This window comes from Paenibacillus sp. S33 (assembly GCF_053615415.1).
In genome coordinates, this window is record NZ_JBSIEZ010000001.1 from 3,768,776 (window position 1) to 3,782,505 (window position 13,730).

The window sequence follows — 13,730 nt, forward strand, 5'->3', positions numbered from 1 at the left end:
AAAATCCTACCATTCTCTTATTTATACGATATAATTAAATAATATGGATAGTTCTTTCAGACTATTGAATGAATCGAATTACCCATAACACACATAAAAAAGGGGAATACAGATGAAAAAACTTAGCGTGTTTATGTTAGTATTTTGTTGCTTCTCTATTTTGGCAGCTTGCTCTACCGATCCGGTTAAAAAAGATTTAATTACGTATGTCAATGATGGAATGCTTCCTTTGGCACAAGATGAAAAAGCAGTTACTGAAAAGTATGAAGCTGTGACTGGAGATAACTTTACAGATGATGTAACACTATATAATGCTTTAAAAGATGATATCATCCCGGGATACACTAAATTTGTTGATAAGTTAGAAGCTGTAAAGACGGAAACTCCTGAGGTAAGAGCCGTCCACGAAACCTACATCAAGGCCGCTAGTACTCAAAAGGAAGCCTTCATTAAGATGCTCGATGCATTGGATAAACAGGATCTGAACTTAATCAATGAAAGTAACACTAAGCTCAGCGAAGGTAGAAAGCTATTCAGAGATTTTGGTGAACAGGTCAACACACTTGCCAAAGAGCATGATGTGGAGATGAATAAGAAATAAATATTAAAACTCCCTTGATGGGAGTTTTTTTATATACTTATGAATATTCGAAGCAAATTACCGCTTTACTCAATTCTCTATCGTAAAATAAATAGACGGTATCCGCCCCGCATGCTTGAAAATAATATCCGGTAATGGAACCGATATAGGTAAAAGTCTCACCATTGGGACGCTTAGGCACATGAAGCAGATTGGTTTGCTCGAACTGGAGCATCTCTTCCAGAGATTCGTCATATTCCTTGATAAAACTTTGAGCCTTGTCAGACTGAAATGCGATATCCTCTAAAATACCGTTAACTTCAGGGAAACTCAGCCCCCAACCGCTGGATTGCTTTTCCTCAAAATCACGGATGAGTTCTTCCACAGACTTTTTGGCCTCTCCAAAGGAGGAATATGGATAAATTTTATTGTTCTCCAGGAAAAATGCTTTGCGAGCTTGGTAGTCTTGTTCATTAGCCATGTACACCTGTTCCAGTCCGTCCAACGCCATGACTTCTCTTTTCATACGTAGGTACGCTTTATCCCCGGTAGATTTCAGCGCTTCATAGGTAGCTTCCAATTGCTCTTTCTGATGGAGACTAAAATAATTCCAGTCTGCTTCGAATTTGTATTTGCCGTCAATTACATCGAACCCCAGCATATCTTCCTTGGTATATGAGGTATGAAATTGCTGAGTATTTTCACCCACACAGCCTTCGTAGATTTCTTTTACGGAAACAAAATGCAGCCACTCGTCCTGCTCCGGGAATAAAAACTGAAGATTAATCGAGCAAATCGGCAGAAAGTGCTTGCGATGATGTTCAAGATCGCTGGCAAATACATCTTCGTATGCTGGAAAACGTTTGATGAATCTCTCAGGTATGTTCATGGTAGTCCCCCTATATTGTATGGTTTTCCGGCAGTCTTCTGATCTGAAACGTTCCTTCAATGGAAATCACGCTGTAGAGTTCATCAAATCCTTCTTCGTAGCTTGGAACCTCTAGTTTACTCATTACACTTTTAATACCGATCTCAGGAATATACTCTTTTCCTGTACGCTGCTCATTACGCTTAATAGATTCTGCAAAATCGGGCTCAAAATAGTAGCCAATAATTTTAAATCCCTTATTTTTACAAGCATCTATATATTTCTTCCGTTCTATAACGGTAGCATTTGTATTGTCTACAACAAAGCGCTGCATCGTTTCGATGGAAGCTTGTAGATAAATATTTTCCCTATTCCGTGTTTTAAGCATATCAAGGTTTATTCGCATATGTGTTTTGAAGAAATGTTCTTTATAAAATGTCGACTTGCCCGAAGCCTGAATTCCTATAAAAATGACACACTCCAAATCTACACATCCTTGTCCAAGTATACATATTGGTTAATATAATCTCTATTCTGTGAAAAAATCGGTGTCTCATGATCAACATCCCACTTGCTTCTGACGGCTTCGCCTTTGTTGTACTGTTGTTTGGTAATGCAAATTCCCCGCTTTTGCCAGACCGGAAGATCGTTCCAGTTTAGCTCTTTTTCCACAAAAAGCTTGTCTTGGAGCTGATTTCCGTTCAATCCTTCTAATTCTGAATGCCTGAAATGGGCTTGAGCTACCATAGAAATACTATTTTTAGTAGCATCTTGTTGTCTCCATAGAAAGTAGTTTGTAACCTCATCCTGGGGCAAGACCCATGCTCTCGCATCAAAAGTGGCTAAAGGCTGACCTGGGTAAGCCTTTTGGATTTCCTCATTAAATTTGGCTGTAGCCAGAGAAGCAGATATGGACACCATCTTTTGAAGATTATTTTCAAACCAGGATTGCGTCGTTAATTTATCATAATTCGTAAGAAGCAGTGAGATTTCATCGCTCTGATGATACACCAATTTACACCCCATAATGTTATAGGCCAAATATTTACACGTCTCCCATAATGCAAAAATTAGTTTCTCATCAAAAGGTTTCGTCATCCCACGTGTAAAGGTATGAAAATGCGCACCATCAATTCTGATAATTACGGGTAAACGGCGTGGTAGGCTTAATCTATAGGCATTTTCATATTCCTTCATCCTATTTCCAAAATCATTTTTTTTCATAAACTATGTAGGTCCCTTTCCTGATCCGTGATTTGCGCATAGAGTACAACAATGTCTATCTTCCCCAATAGGCGTATATAAGAATTGTAACAAATTGGATTATGCATTGCTAGGAATTAAGCAAGACAAAAAACCTTAGCAGATGGGCTTGCAGAGTCTTTGGTTTTTTGGTATCTATTCCCCAAATGTTAGGCTATAATATTTCCATCTTTGAATTTATTCCGATATGAAAAGGATGATATATTTGAGCCAAAATCCATCCATTCCGCGCCCGTTAGTCAGGGCTAATCAATGGGTAATTGTTTTATCTGTAGTTTTTACTTGGATTACAGGGGGATATGGGGTGCTAGTTATTCCTCTTATCGCGGGGTTGCTCGGCGTCCTTTTTAACTTCAATCCAGTAATGCGGATAGCCAAGCTTTTCTTGAAGAAAAGCCCCTCCTCATATGTGCAAGAGGACCGAGAACAGCAAAGGTTTAATCAGCTTCTTGCCGTCTTTTTTCTGCTGGTCGCTTGGGTAGGATTTATGCTCCAGTGGAGTATTGTCGCTTATGTATTTTCGGCCATGGTCCTGGTGGCGGCCTTGGTGGCTATCCTTGGTTTTTGCATAGGATGTTTTGTTCTCTACCAATGGTCCCAATATCAATATCGAAGAAGAAAAAACGTGTAAACAGAAAAAACTCTCTATTCATTCATTTCAATTAGGACATCGTTAATTAAATCGAGGGTGTAGCCGAACTCTCCAACAATATGGATGCTATATCGGTTCCGCCTTCTTTTTATTTTGCGGTAATATTATCTTCAAATACAAAAACGGAGATGGCTATATCTTCCTCCACTTTAATATCTGAAAAGAGGTGCAGCAGCCGGGAATCCATGTAATCCTCCAGTTCTTTATTGAAGTGTGTAGGATATATTTTTTGAACCATTTTGGTTCGAGCTGCATGCACCATCTCTTTCCCAGATTCTTCTTGTGCCAGAAACTTTTCAGATGGGGTTAAATTTCCATACAGCATCGTGATGGCCATATTATCTACAAAGGTTGTATGTATGCGCTCCGGGCCTTTCCCAAACAGCTCTTTACGTACTTTTCGAATAATTTCGTTAAAACCCGTTTCCCTTCTCATATCGCACCGCTCTCCTAAAATCTACTAATATCCCTATTACTATATCCATCATAACCGATTCCTCTCCTATAAAACAGAGACTAGCGAAAGTGATTTTTGGAACATGATTTTATCTAAAATTATAAACGTTCATTAATTTTATTTAACATTTCCTCTAAGATTTGCTTCTCCTCTTCGGTCAGGGCTTGAACAATTTCGTCCTCCACCTTTTGAAAAGAGTCACTAAAAGCTTCAATCAATTCAATGGCTTTTGGTAAAACATAAATATTTTTTTGCCGTTCATTATTGGCCGGGATTTTGCGCTCGATGAATCCTTTTTGCTCAAGACCTTGAAGTATGCTTGTAATGCTGGCTCCGCGCAGATGAAACCGATCGGCCAGATCCTTCTGAATTAAATTATTTTCTTGATTCTCGTAGATATATCTAATCATTTTTCCTTGTTGAGCATTTAATCCCAACTCTTTTATGCTCTCGTCCGCTCTTTTCTTTAACTTAAGACCAATAATCTGAAACAAATCCAGATAAACCGTATCCTTTTGGGTTTTCATAATCGTACCTCCTCAAATTATTAGAAGTCTAATTGTCAGTAAATAAACTATATAAATCTCTAAACTGTTTGTCAAACGAAAATTAGTTTATTGACAGTTATAAAACTAATAGTTAGAATTCTAAGTGTTTAAAACTGAACACTAAGGAGGAACGACATGAAGAATGTAACTCAAAGCAGCTCTACAGTAGAAAAAGTTACAGCGATTACGAATGTACGTATTTTCGATGGAGAAAAAGTTATTGAGCCCAGAAATGTTGTCATCCATGGGGAAACCATTATTTCGGTAGGCGGAGACCTTCCGACGCATGCAACGATCATCGATGGGGAAAATGCGACATTATTGCCTGGCCTGATTGATGCGCATGTCCACACTTCAATCGGTGGGTTACGAGATGCTTTAAAATTCGGCGTCACGACAGAACTCGAAATGAACGGCAGTTTTACAGAAAGAGGGCGCAAGATCCAGTTGAAAAACGTGAATGACGCCGCTGAAGTCCGTTCCGCCGGCACAGCGATCACTGCTCCAGGTGGTCATCCGGATGAATTATTGCAGGATGAGGATGAAATTCCTGAGTTCGTATTAAAGGAATTGGAGAAGTTACCCAACGAAGACCGGGAAGCTATGCTAGCCGCCTACGCTCACGATCACGAAAAAGTGCCCCAAGTGACGACAGTGGAAGAAGCGATCAAACATGTGCATACCCAGGTGGAGAGTGGCGCCGACTATATTAAAATCATGATTGAAGAAGGGACGGTCTTGGGTGCCCCTGGACTGCCTATTTTAAGCGACGAGATTTTAAAAGCAGCCGTGGCAGAAGCCCATAAATTCGATAAAATAGTCATAGCTCACGTCTTGACGGCTCATTCTTCGCAAACCGCCATCGATATGGGAGTCGACGGATTGGGTCACTTATTTCTCGACAGGCCCGAATTCACATCTGAGTTGGTGAAATCCATAGCGGATTCAGACGCATTTGTTATACCGTGCTTGGTATTGAACTCATCCATTCTGGGGAATCCGGCATCAGAATTGGCGAATGATTCACGTGTTTATTCCAAAATAAGTCCGGAATGGATCGATATTTTGAACTCAAGCTTCCATACTTTCCCGCAAGGCAATTTGGAGAATAGCTTTAAAAATGTGATGGATCTTCACCGTGCCGGTGTGGATATTCTGGTCGGGACGGATGTCGCCCCCGTTCCTGTTCCCAATCTTGGCGGCCTTGCTCATGGAGCCAGCGTTCATCATGAAATGCAATTGCTGGTTGAGGCCGGATTTACTCCCATAGAAGCGCTTCAGTCGGCTACCGCGAAACCGGCCCGTTGCTTTGGGCTTAACGATCGCGGCTGTATTGCCGAAGGTTTGCTCGCTGACCTTATACTAGTAAACGGTGATCCGACAACCAACATCTCGGATACTTTGTCGATCAAATCTGTATGGTTAAAAGGTGTGCAACAACTATGTTAATCGGAGCCTATCGAACAGGAACAACTTTCTAATCTCATTTGTATGACTTCCATTTTTACTTTCCGAGGATAGCTTAATCTTGTTGCCAACGCAAAAACACCTTCAAGGTTATCTCCATATCTTACGACATGGTGTTTCACTTTGAAGGTGTTTTAATTACAAGGAACATTGTAAAAATGTACAAACAGTGGCCCCAAATAGTTTCACCATGCACTGTTTGTCATAAAATATAGGACTTACTCGTAGGCACCGATGTTCACAGCGGCTCCCTGTACTCTTGGCTTCCCGTCGATATCCAGTGTTCCAATGATGGCACGGTCCGTGTTCCCGGCATCGATCGCAGGTGACGAAGACTGCAAATGGAAGTCGCTGTTCGCGGCATTCACGAATTTAGGATCGGCAAATAGAGAATGCGTATCGTTGCCGGTTCCTGATTTATATGCGGAGAATCCCGTATACTCTTTATTTTTCCAAGTCCAATTGGCCTCTGAGCTGCCGCCTGGAGCAAAATATAAATTATAATCCACAACATTGCCTGAATTTTTGGTGTATCCATTGGAGATCAGCATATCCGTAGAGCTGGCCACGAAAATATTGTTTTTGATCACGTTGTTTCGCGTATCATATTGAACCAAAAGCTGACCGCTTCCATCGTCAAACGTATCGTTCTTGTATAGTGTATTGTTCACGATCTTGCAGTTTACCGTGGAGCCACGCTCCTCATTGTAACCGCCCATGGCAATGCCGGTCAGTCGGTTGTTATATATCGCGTTGCTGCGGACCGTAATATTACTGGTTGCTTTACCGGCGTGCTCGGAGGCAATTTCGACGCCGATATCGTTGTTGTAGCTGTAGTTCTGCTCAATAATGCTGTCCTTGCCTCCATCTACATAAATGCCGCCGGCCGAGTTGTCATCGCTCTTGTAAGATGGGTTATTTTGAACTGAATTATTATACACCCGATTGCCCTTCACCAACCCGTTCCGCGCCTGATCGTAAGCGGTATTCGGCGCAGTTCCCTCAAAGCCGATCAAATCAATCCCGATATTGTCATTATCGTGAATGAGGTTGTTGGTCACCACAAAGCCATCCACGTTGCCGTTTAAAACGAGCGATTCGCTGGAGCCCAGCACGAGATTGTACAGCTCATTGCCGCTGATCGTAAGGTCGTGAATCGAAGCTGGAGCTTTCGTGCCGTAAACAGCGATACCGTGAGCATCCCGACCCAGCCGATCTTTGTCGGTCGGGGTGACCGTGTTTTTGATGTCATGGATTTTGTTGTTGGACAGATTAATGAAGCCGCCCGAACCGTGGACATAAATACCTATAGGCACCACGTTCTTGGAAGCAGTGGTAAAATTGCGGATTTCAAACCCCTGAACAGTAACGTAATTGACATCGGCCAGTTCGATCAGCCCTTCGTTCCCGCTAACCGAAAGTCCGCTGCCATCAATAATGACGGTCTCTGTCCCATAGTTGGTGAACACAATGGGACCCTGGGAAGCGGAGCCAGAGCGGGTAATCTTTAATTTCTGCTTGTACACGCCGCCTCGGACGTAAACCGTGCTGCCCGCAGGAGCCACGTCGGCCGCGTGCTGCAACGTCTTCCACGGCGCATCGTTCGTTCCGGCATTAGAATCGCTGCCGCTCGTGGCCACATAATATTCTGTACCGGCCGCGGAAGCGGCGGGAGGTTGCACATTTCCGGCCACCAGACCAAGTCCGAAAGCCATGGCTAAACCTACCAGAAACATTTGCCCGAATTTCTTCATGTTCCTCATCCCCCTTTGTTTTTCTTGTAAATTGTACCATAATTCTACTAAATCTGTTCTATGGCATCAGCCATTAGTGCAACCTAATGCGCGATACCAAGGAACGGGAGGTCACCGTAATCGCTGTCGAAAGGAACAAGAAACCCTGCGTTTTAGTAATCGCAGGGTTTCTTGGTGATCTAAGCTGCTCTATAACGTTGCCGCAGCTGCCCTATCGTCAGACTGCGCATGTTCTTACTCCAGACGGACTAATCCTTTACCAGTCGATTAGAAAGCATCAACATGATAAAAGAGAATAAAATGATGACGGCTACCCAGCTCCAGGAGAGTGTCATATTTCCGACCTCGGACGCAGTGTAAATTGCTGTAGGCAGAGTTTGGGTCTGTTCAGGAATATTACCTGCAAGCATCAGCGTAGCGCCAAATTCCCCTAAGCCTCGGGCAAATCCGAGAATGTATCCTGAAATGAGCGGTCGATAGGCAAGGGGCATCGTAATGTGGCGAAACACTTGCCATTCGTTGGCACCTTGCGCACGTGCAGCCTGCTCTACCTCCGAGTCTACAGCTTCAAATCCTGCTTTAATCGTACGGTAAGCCAGTGGAAAAGCAACAACTACGGCCGCCACCACTGCAGCTCCCCACGTAAATACAATCGTCTGCTGGAACAGGTTTTCGAAGGCAGTGCCAATCCAGCTTTTCCTTCCCAGCAAGATGAGCAAAATAAAGCCGACAACAGTGGGAGGCAAGACGAGCGGAAGAAGTAGGACAGTCTCGATCACGCTGGTTCCCCTCCGCGGCGTGCAGTTCGCCATCATTCGCGCTACCACAGTAGCTAATAAAAAGACGATGATGCTGGCGACGACAGCGACTTTAACAGATACGATAACCGGAGGAAGAAAAGCTGACCAATCCAACGGGACCCCCTCCTTTATCTGTGAATTCTATTTTCCCGTCATTTCTGTGGGGGCTGAAAATCCATCTTTACTGAACACACTCATAGCTTCCTCTGTCCGTAGAAAATCAAGAAACTCGCCTGCTTCCTGGCTATGTTTGGTTGCTTTTACAATGCCTTCAGGATACAGGATGGGTGCATGCAATTCCTCGGGCACTTCCAGTGCTATGACCGTTTTATCGGATGATTTGGCATCCGTTAAATAGACGAGTCCTGCATCGGCGTTGCCTGTTTCAACATAATTTAATACCTGTCTTACGTCCTTGGCGAATACCATCTTATGTTCCAGCTTGTCCCATAGTCCAGCCTTCGTTAACGATTCTTTGGAATACTGTCCAGCGGGAACGGTAGTAGGCTCCCCAACAGCCACTTTCAGGAAAGAAGGACCCATCAAGTCATTGAGCGTAATGCTTTTGTTATCTGTGCTTTTCGCCTTATCTTGCGGAATAACCACAACCAGTTTATTTTGAAGCAGCACGTTATCCTTTTCCACCAATGAAGCATCGGTTAATGCCTTCATTTGCTTCATGCCTGCCGAAATAAATACGTCAGCGGGTGCGCCTTGCTCAATCTGTTTTTGTAATGTACCAGATGAAGCGTAGTTAAAGGTAAGTTTGATATCTGGGTGCTGTTTCTCATACTGGACTTTGAGCGTATTCAGACTATCTTGAAGACTTGCAGCGGCAGATACAACTAGTTCTGTCTTGGGTGCGGACTTTGCCGATTGTACAGCAGCCGGAGACGAGCAGCCCGCCAGAACCCATGCCAACAATCCAACGAACGTAAATATGTACCCAAATTTCTTTTTCAACTTGTTTTTCCCCTATCCTATAAATTCCAAAATGAGATGACGAAATGTGATAGCGAAAATAAGGAAACATTGTACATCTCATAACCGGTCGAATCTTTTGGGTCAACCCAAATATTTGTGATAAATCGATCTCGCCTCGGCGATGTCCTTCGTGCCATGAATTAAGACGCGTCCATCCTGAAAAAGAACGATTCGATGCGTTCCGATAACAACGGATACCAGGTATGGATTATGCTCCACCTTGCCCCCCTGACGGGATAACAAACGTGCCGCTTCATTCAGATCACGTACAGTACCCGGGGCAGGGCGGATTTGAACCGTATCTCGTCCGCACAAGACAGCCGTTTTAGCCTGATGCTCCGATTGTAAAAAAGGATACACTGGGTGCTCACCACACGTTGGGCAATCGGCTTTCTTCATGGCGCTGATTTGAATCGCCTGATGCTGATTGTTCCACAGATCGAAAGAAATCAGCTTATTTTGCAAAGCCGAATCGTCCCCGGTGAGCAGCTTCAATGCTTCGGCGCTTTGATAAGCGGCCACCATCTGTACAGCCGGGCTAATCACACCGACCGTATCACAGGTTGCACCGCCAAGCGGTACGGTCCCGAGTAGGCAATGCAAGCACGGTGTCTGCCCTGGCACGATGGTAAAGGTTGTCCCATAGCTGCCCACACATGCCCCGTAAATCCAAGGAATTCGGTGCTTGACCGCATAATCGTTCATAAGCAGACGTGTATCGAAATTATCGGTGGCATCTACGATAAGATCCACCCCTGCTGCGATATCGTCGATTTCCTCCAGCGAGACGTCCCGGACTAGCGCACGAATGTCCACGTCCGAATTGATTTGCTGCAATCGCTTCTGCGCGGCCACTGCCTTGGGGATCTGATCACGGGCATCCGCTTCGTCATAGAGCTGTTGGCGCTGCAAATTGCTCCAATCTACATAATCACGGTCTACCAACGTCAGCCGTCCGATGCCCGCTCGCACCAGCATGTCAGCATTGGCAGTGCCCAGTGCGCCAGCCCCCACCATCAGCACATGCTTACTACGGATATTTTGCTGGCCTGTCGGTCCAATTTTCGAGAATAATTCCTGTCTAGAATAACGGGCATGAGACGTATGCGCATTTGCTTGTGCATCAACTTCTTTTTTCTGATTGTTGTCCATTTCTGACATCGTTGATTTACGCCTCCATACTTATCCATTGATAGCTACAAGTTGATCAGACAAGCTAAAAGTTCAAATGTCCTCGCCCTTATGCGAAAGCTTTGGAGTATTTTGAGGGTTCCAGCCACCCAGCTGATGCCCCTTCCATTCTGAGCCGTCCTCCCACACTTCCTTTTTCCAAATCGGTACGATTTGCTTTAACCGTTCAATGGCATGGCGGCTGGCTTCGTAGCAAGTATCGCGGTGTGCAGCAGAGACAGCAATCACCACACTCGTCTCTCCAATTCTTACCGTACCAAGCCGATGTGTAATCGCAGTACGTGTAGAAGGCCAACGCTCTGCAATTTCGTCACCAATCTGCTTCATCGTGTTCATGGCCATCGGGACATACGCCTCATATTCAAGCAGCACCGTTCGCTGACCTTGCGTAAATTCCCGAGTCGTACCATTGAAGGTCAGCGAGGCGCCATGAGAAGGGTCGAGCACCTTTGAGGTTACTTCATCGGCATCAATCAGGTCGTACGTAATGGCAAATAAGCCACATTTTGAAACGACCGTCTCCATCCCGGGTGCTGACTGATGAAGAGCAATTGCATCTGACGGAAGCACAAGTTCATCTGGAGAAGCCAACTTTTTATGATGGGTAAAAAAAGAACCTGGCAGTTGTAAAGTCACTTCCGGGTACAGCTCATTCAGCCTTTTTCGAATGTCTGCAATGGTCACCGCTTCCTGTGAAAGTTCTACCGTGATCACATCACCAAGTTGCTCCGCCATACCTGCGAATAGCTGAATACGGTATTGCATATGATCTGCCCCCTTGCACCTATTCTATCGAATTCATTTATTCTATTAATAGAATTTACCCTCCTGAAACCGGAGGAATAATCGCAATCTCATCATGGATACTTACGAGGTCCTCAGGAGCGGCGTAGGCTTGATTTCTGGCAACAAAAGAACCCTGCAACTGGGCTGCTGCTTCAGGGAAACACTCGGATAGCAAGTCTTTTAACGCGGCAACGCTCATCGTTTCTTGATCAGTAGGCACCGTGATTATAGGCCCTCCCATCTGTTCCGCAAGTCCGGCAAATACTTGAATATGATAGTTCATTTAACATCCCCTCCTTTTCAGTACAGTGACTGTCCACCACATATGTACCAAGAAAAACCAACATGAATGAATACCCCGAAAGGTTTTTTCCATGCTGGTTAACTATGACGGTGTACAATGAGGATTTGTATATTATATTTTAGATTCAACCAGTTCATCAATCCGCTCGGTATGCGTATATACATTCAGAGAATGACTGCGTATAAAGCCGACGGTTGTAATTCCCAGATCCTCAGCCAACTCAAGTGCAAGCTCTGTGGGAGCTGACTTGGACAACACAACTTCACAGCCAATCTTTGCAACCTTCAACAAAATTTCAGACGAAATGCGCCCGCTGAAAACTATGATTTTGTCTTGTAATACAATATCATGTTTTAGGCAATGCCCATAGATTTTATCCAGCGCATTGTGTCGGCCGATATCTATTCTGGACAGAATCATCCCGTCTTTATCGCACAACGCTGCATTATGAACACCACCGGTCTCTTGGAACGTAAGTGCCGAGCTTTGCATTAAATTCATCAAGCGGAAACAATCATCAAAAGACAGCGTAACATGGGTGTCATTCATTCTTTTTGCCACTTTGGCATCATTCATAAAATAAAAGCCCTGTCTGCTTTTTCCGCAGCAGGAGGTAATGTACCGTTTGGAATGAAAGTTTTGATAAAACTCATTCATTCGACGGGTTTTAATATGAACAAAACCTTCTTTTTCCTGAACCCAAATATCTTCAATATCATCGTACCGTTGAATGACGCCTTCAGAGGCCAAAAAACCTACTGCCATATCCTCCACATACTCTGGTGTACAAACCATGGTAGCAAATTCCTGCTGATTGATTTTGATGGTCACCGGATGCTCCGTCACCACAGTGTCTTCAAAACGCTTGATCTGACCGTCACGATAACGTAGAATCTCACGTTTTACCTCAGCTGGCTTTTCCATGTGCTCCACTCCCTTGTTTCTGACAGGCGGGCTCTTCGGCTCACCCGCCGATGTGTGACATTTCAATTTTAGACGTTGCTTGCTGTGTATGATTCAGCCGTTCCTCTGAATAGCGGTCGGTACGTTCTCTCCAAACACGCTCAATGTAAGCCCTAATCTCGTCATCAGACTGTTCGGAACGCAGCATCGCGCGAAGCTTGTACCCTTGAGAGGCAAACAGGCACGTGTACAAGGAGCCTTCAGCAGAAATTCTCGCTCGTGTACATGTGGAGCAGAAGGCGTCCGTAACAGACGAAATAATGCCGATTTCCCCTTCTCTGTCCTGATACCTGTAGCGCGTCGCCACCTCACCTTTGTACTGGGGTGGAACAGGCTCTAACGGCATATGCTCATGAATGGCTTCGATGATCTGCTGCTTGGAAACGACCTGATCCAATTTCCAGCCATTGGTGTTGCCTACATCCATAAACTCAACAAAACGTAAAATATGCTTTTTCTTTTGGAAATAGTCAGCCATGGGAACAATATCCTGATCGTTAAAGCCCTTTTGCACAACCATATTTATTTTCACCTGCATCCCTGCTTGAGCGGCAGCCTCAATACCATCCAGCACCGCCTTTACACTGCTTCTGCCCCCGTTCATTTGGCGGAACCGATCATCATCGAGCGAATCCAGACTAACCGTCACTCTTTTCAGTCCCGCCTCTCGCAGTGCTACAGCATATTTAGGCAAAAATACGCCGTTTGTCGTCATTGCAATATCTTCAACGCCATCGAGTTGAGTTAACGAATGAATAAGCAAGGACAAATTTTTCCTCAGCAACGGCTCACCACCAGTAATACGCAACTTCGTAACGCCCAGCGAGACAAAAATACGGGAAAGGCGCGTAATTTCCTCAAAGGTCAATATTTTTTCTTTTGGCAAAAACGGATAGTCATGGCCAAATATTTCTTCCGGCATACAATATCGGCACCGAAAATTACATCGGTCTATGACGGATATTCTTAAGTCCCGTAACGGACGATTCCATTGATCGTCGCTCCGGTTCGCCATCCTGTTCACCTCAATCCGTCTTCATTAATAAAACTCTAATAAAACTCTTTACACTCTAAATTGGAACGGCATTTCCATTCATTTTATACTGAACCAAA

The 13,730-nt window shown here is 44.4% G+C and carries 16 protein-coding genes; 3 read left to right on the top strand and 13 right to left on the bottom strand.

All coding sequences use genetic code 11. From position 1 onward, the window contains the following. The first annotated feature begins 112 nt into the window (after window positions 1-112). Window positions 113-601, top strand: a complete 489-nt coding sequence (locus tag ACWGXJ_RS17105; protein WP_452567215.1) for a hypothetical protein — start codon at window positions 113-115, stop codon at window positions 599-601. Between the two features lie 37 nt (window positions 602-638). Here ACWGXJ_RS17105 and ACWGXJ_RS17110 read toward each other — a convergent pair whose 3' ends face one another. Genes ACWGXJ_RS17110 through ACWGXJ_RS17120 form a run of 3 tightly spaced genes read right to left on the bottom strand, consistent with a single transcriptional unit; the run spans window position 639 to window position 2,672 of the window. Next, complete coding sequence (locus tag ACWGXJ_RS17110; RefSeq protein ID WP_452567216.1) at window positions 639-1,469, bottom strand: siderophore biosynthesis protein; 831 nt, start codon at window positions 1,467-1,469, stop codon at window positions 639-641. A gap of 10 nt (window positions 1,470-1,479) precedes the next feature. Continuing rightward, a complete protein-coding gene (locus tag ACWGXJ_RS17115; protein WP_250260860.1) occupies window positions 1,480-1,932 on the bottom strand; it encodes an AAA family ATPase in 453 nt (150 codons plus the stop codon). Between the two features lie 2 nt (window positions 1,933-1,934). Next, entirely contained in the window at window positions 1,935-2,672 is a 738-nt protein-coding gene (locus ACWGXJ_RS17120) for a tRNA(His) guanylyltransferase Thg1 family protein (protein ID WP_322160728.1), read from the bottom strand. 235 nt (window positions 2,673-2,907) lie between these two features. On the opposite strand from ACWGXJ_RS17120, the gene ACWGXJ_RS17125 reads away from it, so the two are divergent. After that, complete coding sequence (locus ACWGXJ_RS17125; protein WP_155729733.1) at window positions 2,908-3,342, top strand: DUF4395 domain-containing protein; 435 nt, start codon at window positions 2,908-2,910, stop codon at window positions 3,340-3,342. A gap of 109 nt (window positions 3,343-3,451) precedes the next feature. On the opposite strand, the gene ACWGXJ_RS17130 is transcribed toward ACWGXJ_RS17125, so the two are convergent. Continuing rightward, window positions 3,452-3,799, bottom strand: a complete 348-nt coding sequence (locus ACWGXJ_RS17130; protein WP_013311231.1) for a DUF2294 domain-containing protein — start codon at window positions 3,797-3,799, stop codon at window positions 3,452-3,454. Window positions 3,800-3,918: 119 nt separating this feature from the next. Continuing rightward, entirely contained in the window at window positions 3,919-4,347 is a 429-nt protein-coding gene (locus ACWGXJ_RS17135) for a MarR family winged helix-turn-helix transcriptional regulator (protein ID WP_250260857.1), read from the bottom strand. Window positions 4,348-4,503: 156 nt separating this feature from the next. Between ACWGXJ_RS17135 and ACWGXJ_RS17140 the strand changes: the two genes are divergently transcribed. Next, a complete protein-coding gene (locus tag ACWGXJ_RS17140) occupies window positions 4,504-5,817 on the top strand; it encodes an amidohydrolase family protein (protein WP_452567217.1) in 1,314 nt (437 codons plus the stop codon). Between the two features lie 236 nt (window positions 5,818-6,053). Here ACWGXJ_RS17140 and ACWGXJ_RS17145 read toward each other — a convergent pair whose 3' ends face one another. The 8 genes from ACWGXJ_RS17145 to moaA all read right to left on the bottom strand — a co-directional run bounded on the left by ACWGXJ_RS17145 (window position 6,054) and on the right by moaA (window position 13,632). Continuing rightward, window positions 6,054-7,589: a right-handed parallel beta-helix repeat-containing protein gene (locus ACWGXJ_RS17145; RefSeq protein ID WP_452567218.1), complete on the bottom strand. Its 1,536-nt coding sequence runs from the start codon at window positions 7,587-7,589 to the stop codon at window positions 6,054-6,056. 248 nt (window positions 7,590-7,837) lie between these two features. Beyond that, entirely contained in the window at window positions 7,838-8,503 is a 666-nt protein-coding gene (modB, locus tag ACWGXJ_RS17150) for a molybdate ABC transporter permease subunit (RefSeq protein WP_452567219.1), read from the bottom strand. A gap of 27 nt (window positions 8,504-8,530) precedes the next feature. Further along, window positions 8,531-9,352, bottom strand: a complete 822-nt coding sequence (modA, locus tag ACWGXJ_RS17155) for a molybdate ABC transporter substrate-binding protein (protein WP_452567220.1) — start codon at window positions 9,350-9,352, stop codon at window positions 8,531-8,533. A gap of 102 nt (window positions 9,353-9,454) precedes the next feature. Beyond that, window positions 9,455-10,534 (bottom strand): thiazole biosynthesis adenylyltransferase ThiF, encoded by a 1,080-nt coding sequence (locus tag ACWGXJ_RS17160; RefSeq protein ID WP_452567221.1) that lies wholly within the window; start codon window positions 10,532-10,534, stop codon window positions 9,455-9,457. A 63-nt stretch (window positions 10,535-10,597) separates the two neighbouring features. Beyond that, a complete protein-coding gene (locus ACWGXJ_RS17165; RefSeq protein ID WP_452567222.1) occupies window positions 10,598-11,329 on the bottom strand; it encodes a molybdenum cofactor biosynthesis protein in 732 nt (243 codons plus the stop codon). 55 nt (window positions 11,330-11,384) lie between these two features. Beyond that, window positions 11,385-11,633: a MoaD/ThiS family protein gene (locus ACWGXJ_RS17170; protein ID WP_061829719.1), complete on the bottom strand. Its 249-nt coding sequence runs from the start codon at window positions 11,631-11,633 to the stop codon at window positions 11,385-11,387. Window positions 11,634-11,765: 132 nt separating this feature from the next. Next, window positions 11,766-12,578, bottom strand: a complete 813-nt coding sequence (gene fdhD, locus ACWGXJ_RS17175) for a formate dehydrogenase accessory sulfurtransferase FdhD (RefSeq protein WP_165178516.1) — start codon at window positions 12,576-12,578, stop codon at window positions 11,766-11,768. 40 nt (window positions 12,579-12,618) lie between these two features. Continuing rightward, window positions 12,619-13,632 (bottom strand): GTP 3',8-cyclase MoaA, encoded by a 1,014-nt coding sequence (gene moaA, locus ACWGXJ_RS17180; RefSeq protein ID WP_452567223.1) that lies wholly within the window; start codon window positions 13,630-13,632, stop codon window positions 12,619-12,621. Between the last annotated feature and the right edge of the window lie 98 nt (window positions 13,633-13,730).

Coding starts and splice junctions, on each gene's coding strand:
- ACWGXJ_RS17105 (WP_452567215.1), top strand. CDS start 113: ATGAAAAAACTTAGCGTGTTTATGTTAGTATTTTGTTGCTTCTCTATT.
- ACWGXJ_RS17110 (WP_452567216.1), bottom strand. CDS start 1,469: ATGAACATACCTGAGAGATTCATCAAACGTTTTCCAGCATACGAAGAT.
- ACWGXJ_RS17120 (WP_322160728.1), bottom strand. CDS start 2,672: ATGAAAAAAAATGATTTTGGAAATAGGATGAAGGAATATGAAAATGCC.
- ACWGXJ_RS17125 (WP_155729733.1), top strand. CDS start 2,908: ATGATATATTTGAGCCAAAATCCATCCATTCCGCGCCCGTTAGTCAGG.
- ACWGXJ_RS17130 (WP_013311231.1), bottom strand. CDS start 3,799: ATGAGAAGGGAAACGGGTTTTAACGAAATTATTCGAAAAGTACGTAAA.
- ACWGXJ_RS17135 (WP_250260857.1), bottom strand. CDS start 4,347: ATGAAAACCCAAAAGGATACGGTTTATCTGGATTTGTTTCAGATTATT.
- ACWGXJ_RS17140 (WP_452567217.1), top strand. CDS start 4,504: ATGAAGAATGTAACTCAAAGCAGCTCTACAGTAGAAAAAGTTACAGCG.
- ACWGXJ_RS17145 (WP_452567218.1), bottom strand. CDS start 7,589: ATGAAGAAATTCGGGCAAATGTTTCTGGTAGGTTTAGCCATGGCTTTC.
- ACWGXJ_RS17160 (WP_452567221.1), bottom strand. CDS start 10,534: ATGTCAGAAATGGACAACAATCAGAAAAAAGAAGTTGATGCACAAGCA.
- ACWGXJ_RS17165 (WP_452567222.1), bottom strand. CDS start 11,329: ATGCAATACCGTATTCAGCTATTCGCAGGTATGGCGGAGCAACTTGGT.
- ACWGXJ_RS17170 (WP_061829719.1), bottom strand. CDS start 11,633: ATGAACTATCATATTCAAGTATTTGCCGGACTTGCGGAACAGATGGGA.
- fdhD (WP_165178516.1), bottom strand. CDS start 12,578: ATGGAAAAGCCAGCTGAGGTAAAACGTGAGATTCTACGTTATCGTGAC.
- moaA (WP_452567223.1), bottom strand. CDS start 13,632: ATGGCGAACCGGAGCGACGATCAATGGAATCGTCCGTTACGGGACTTA.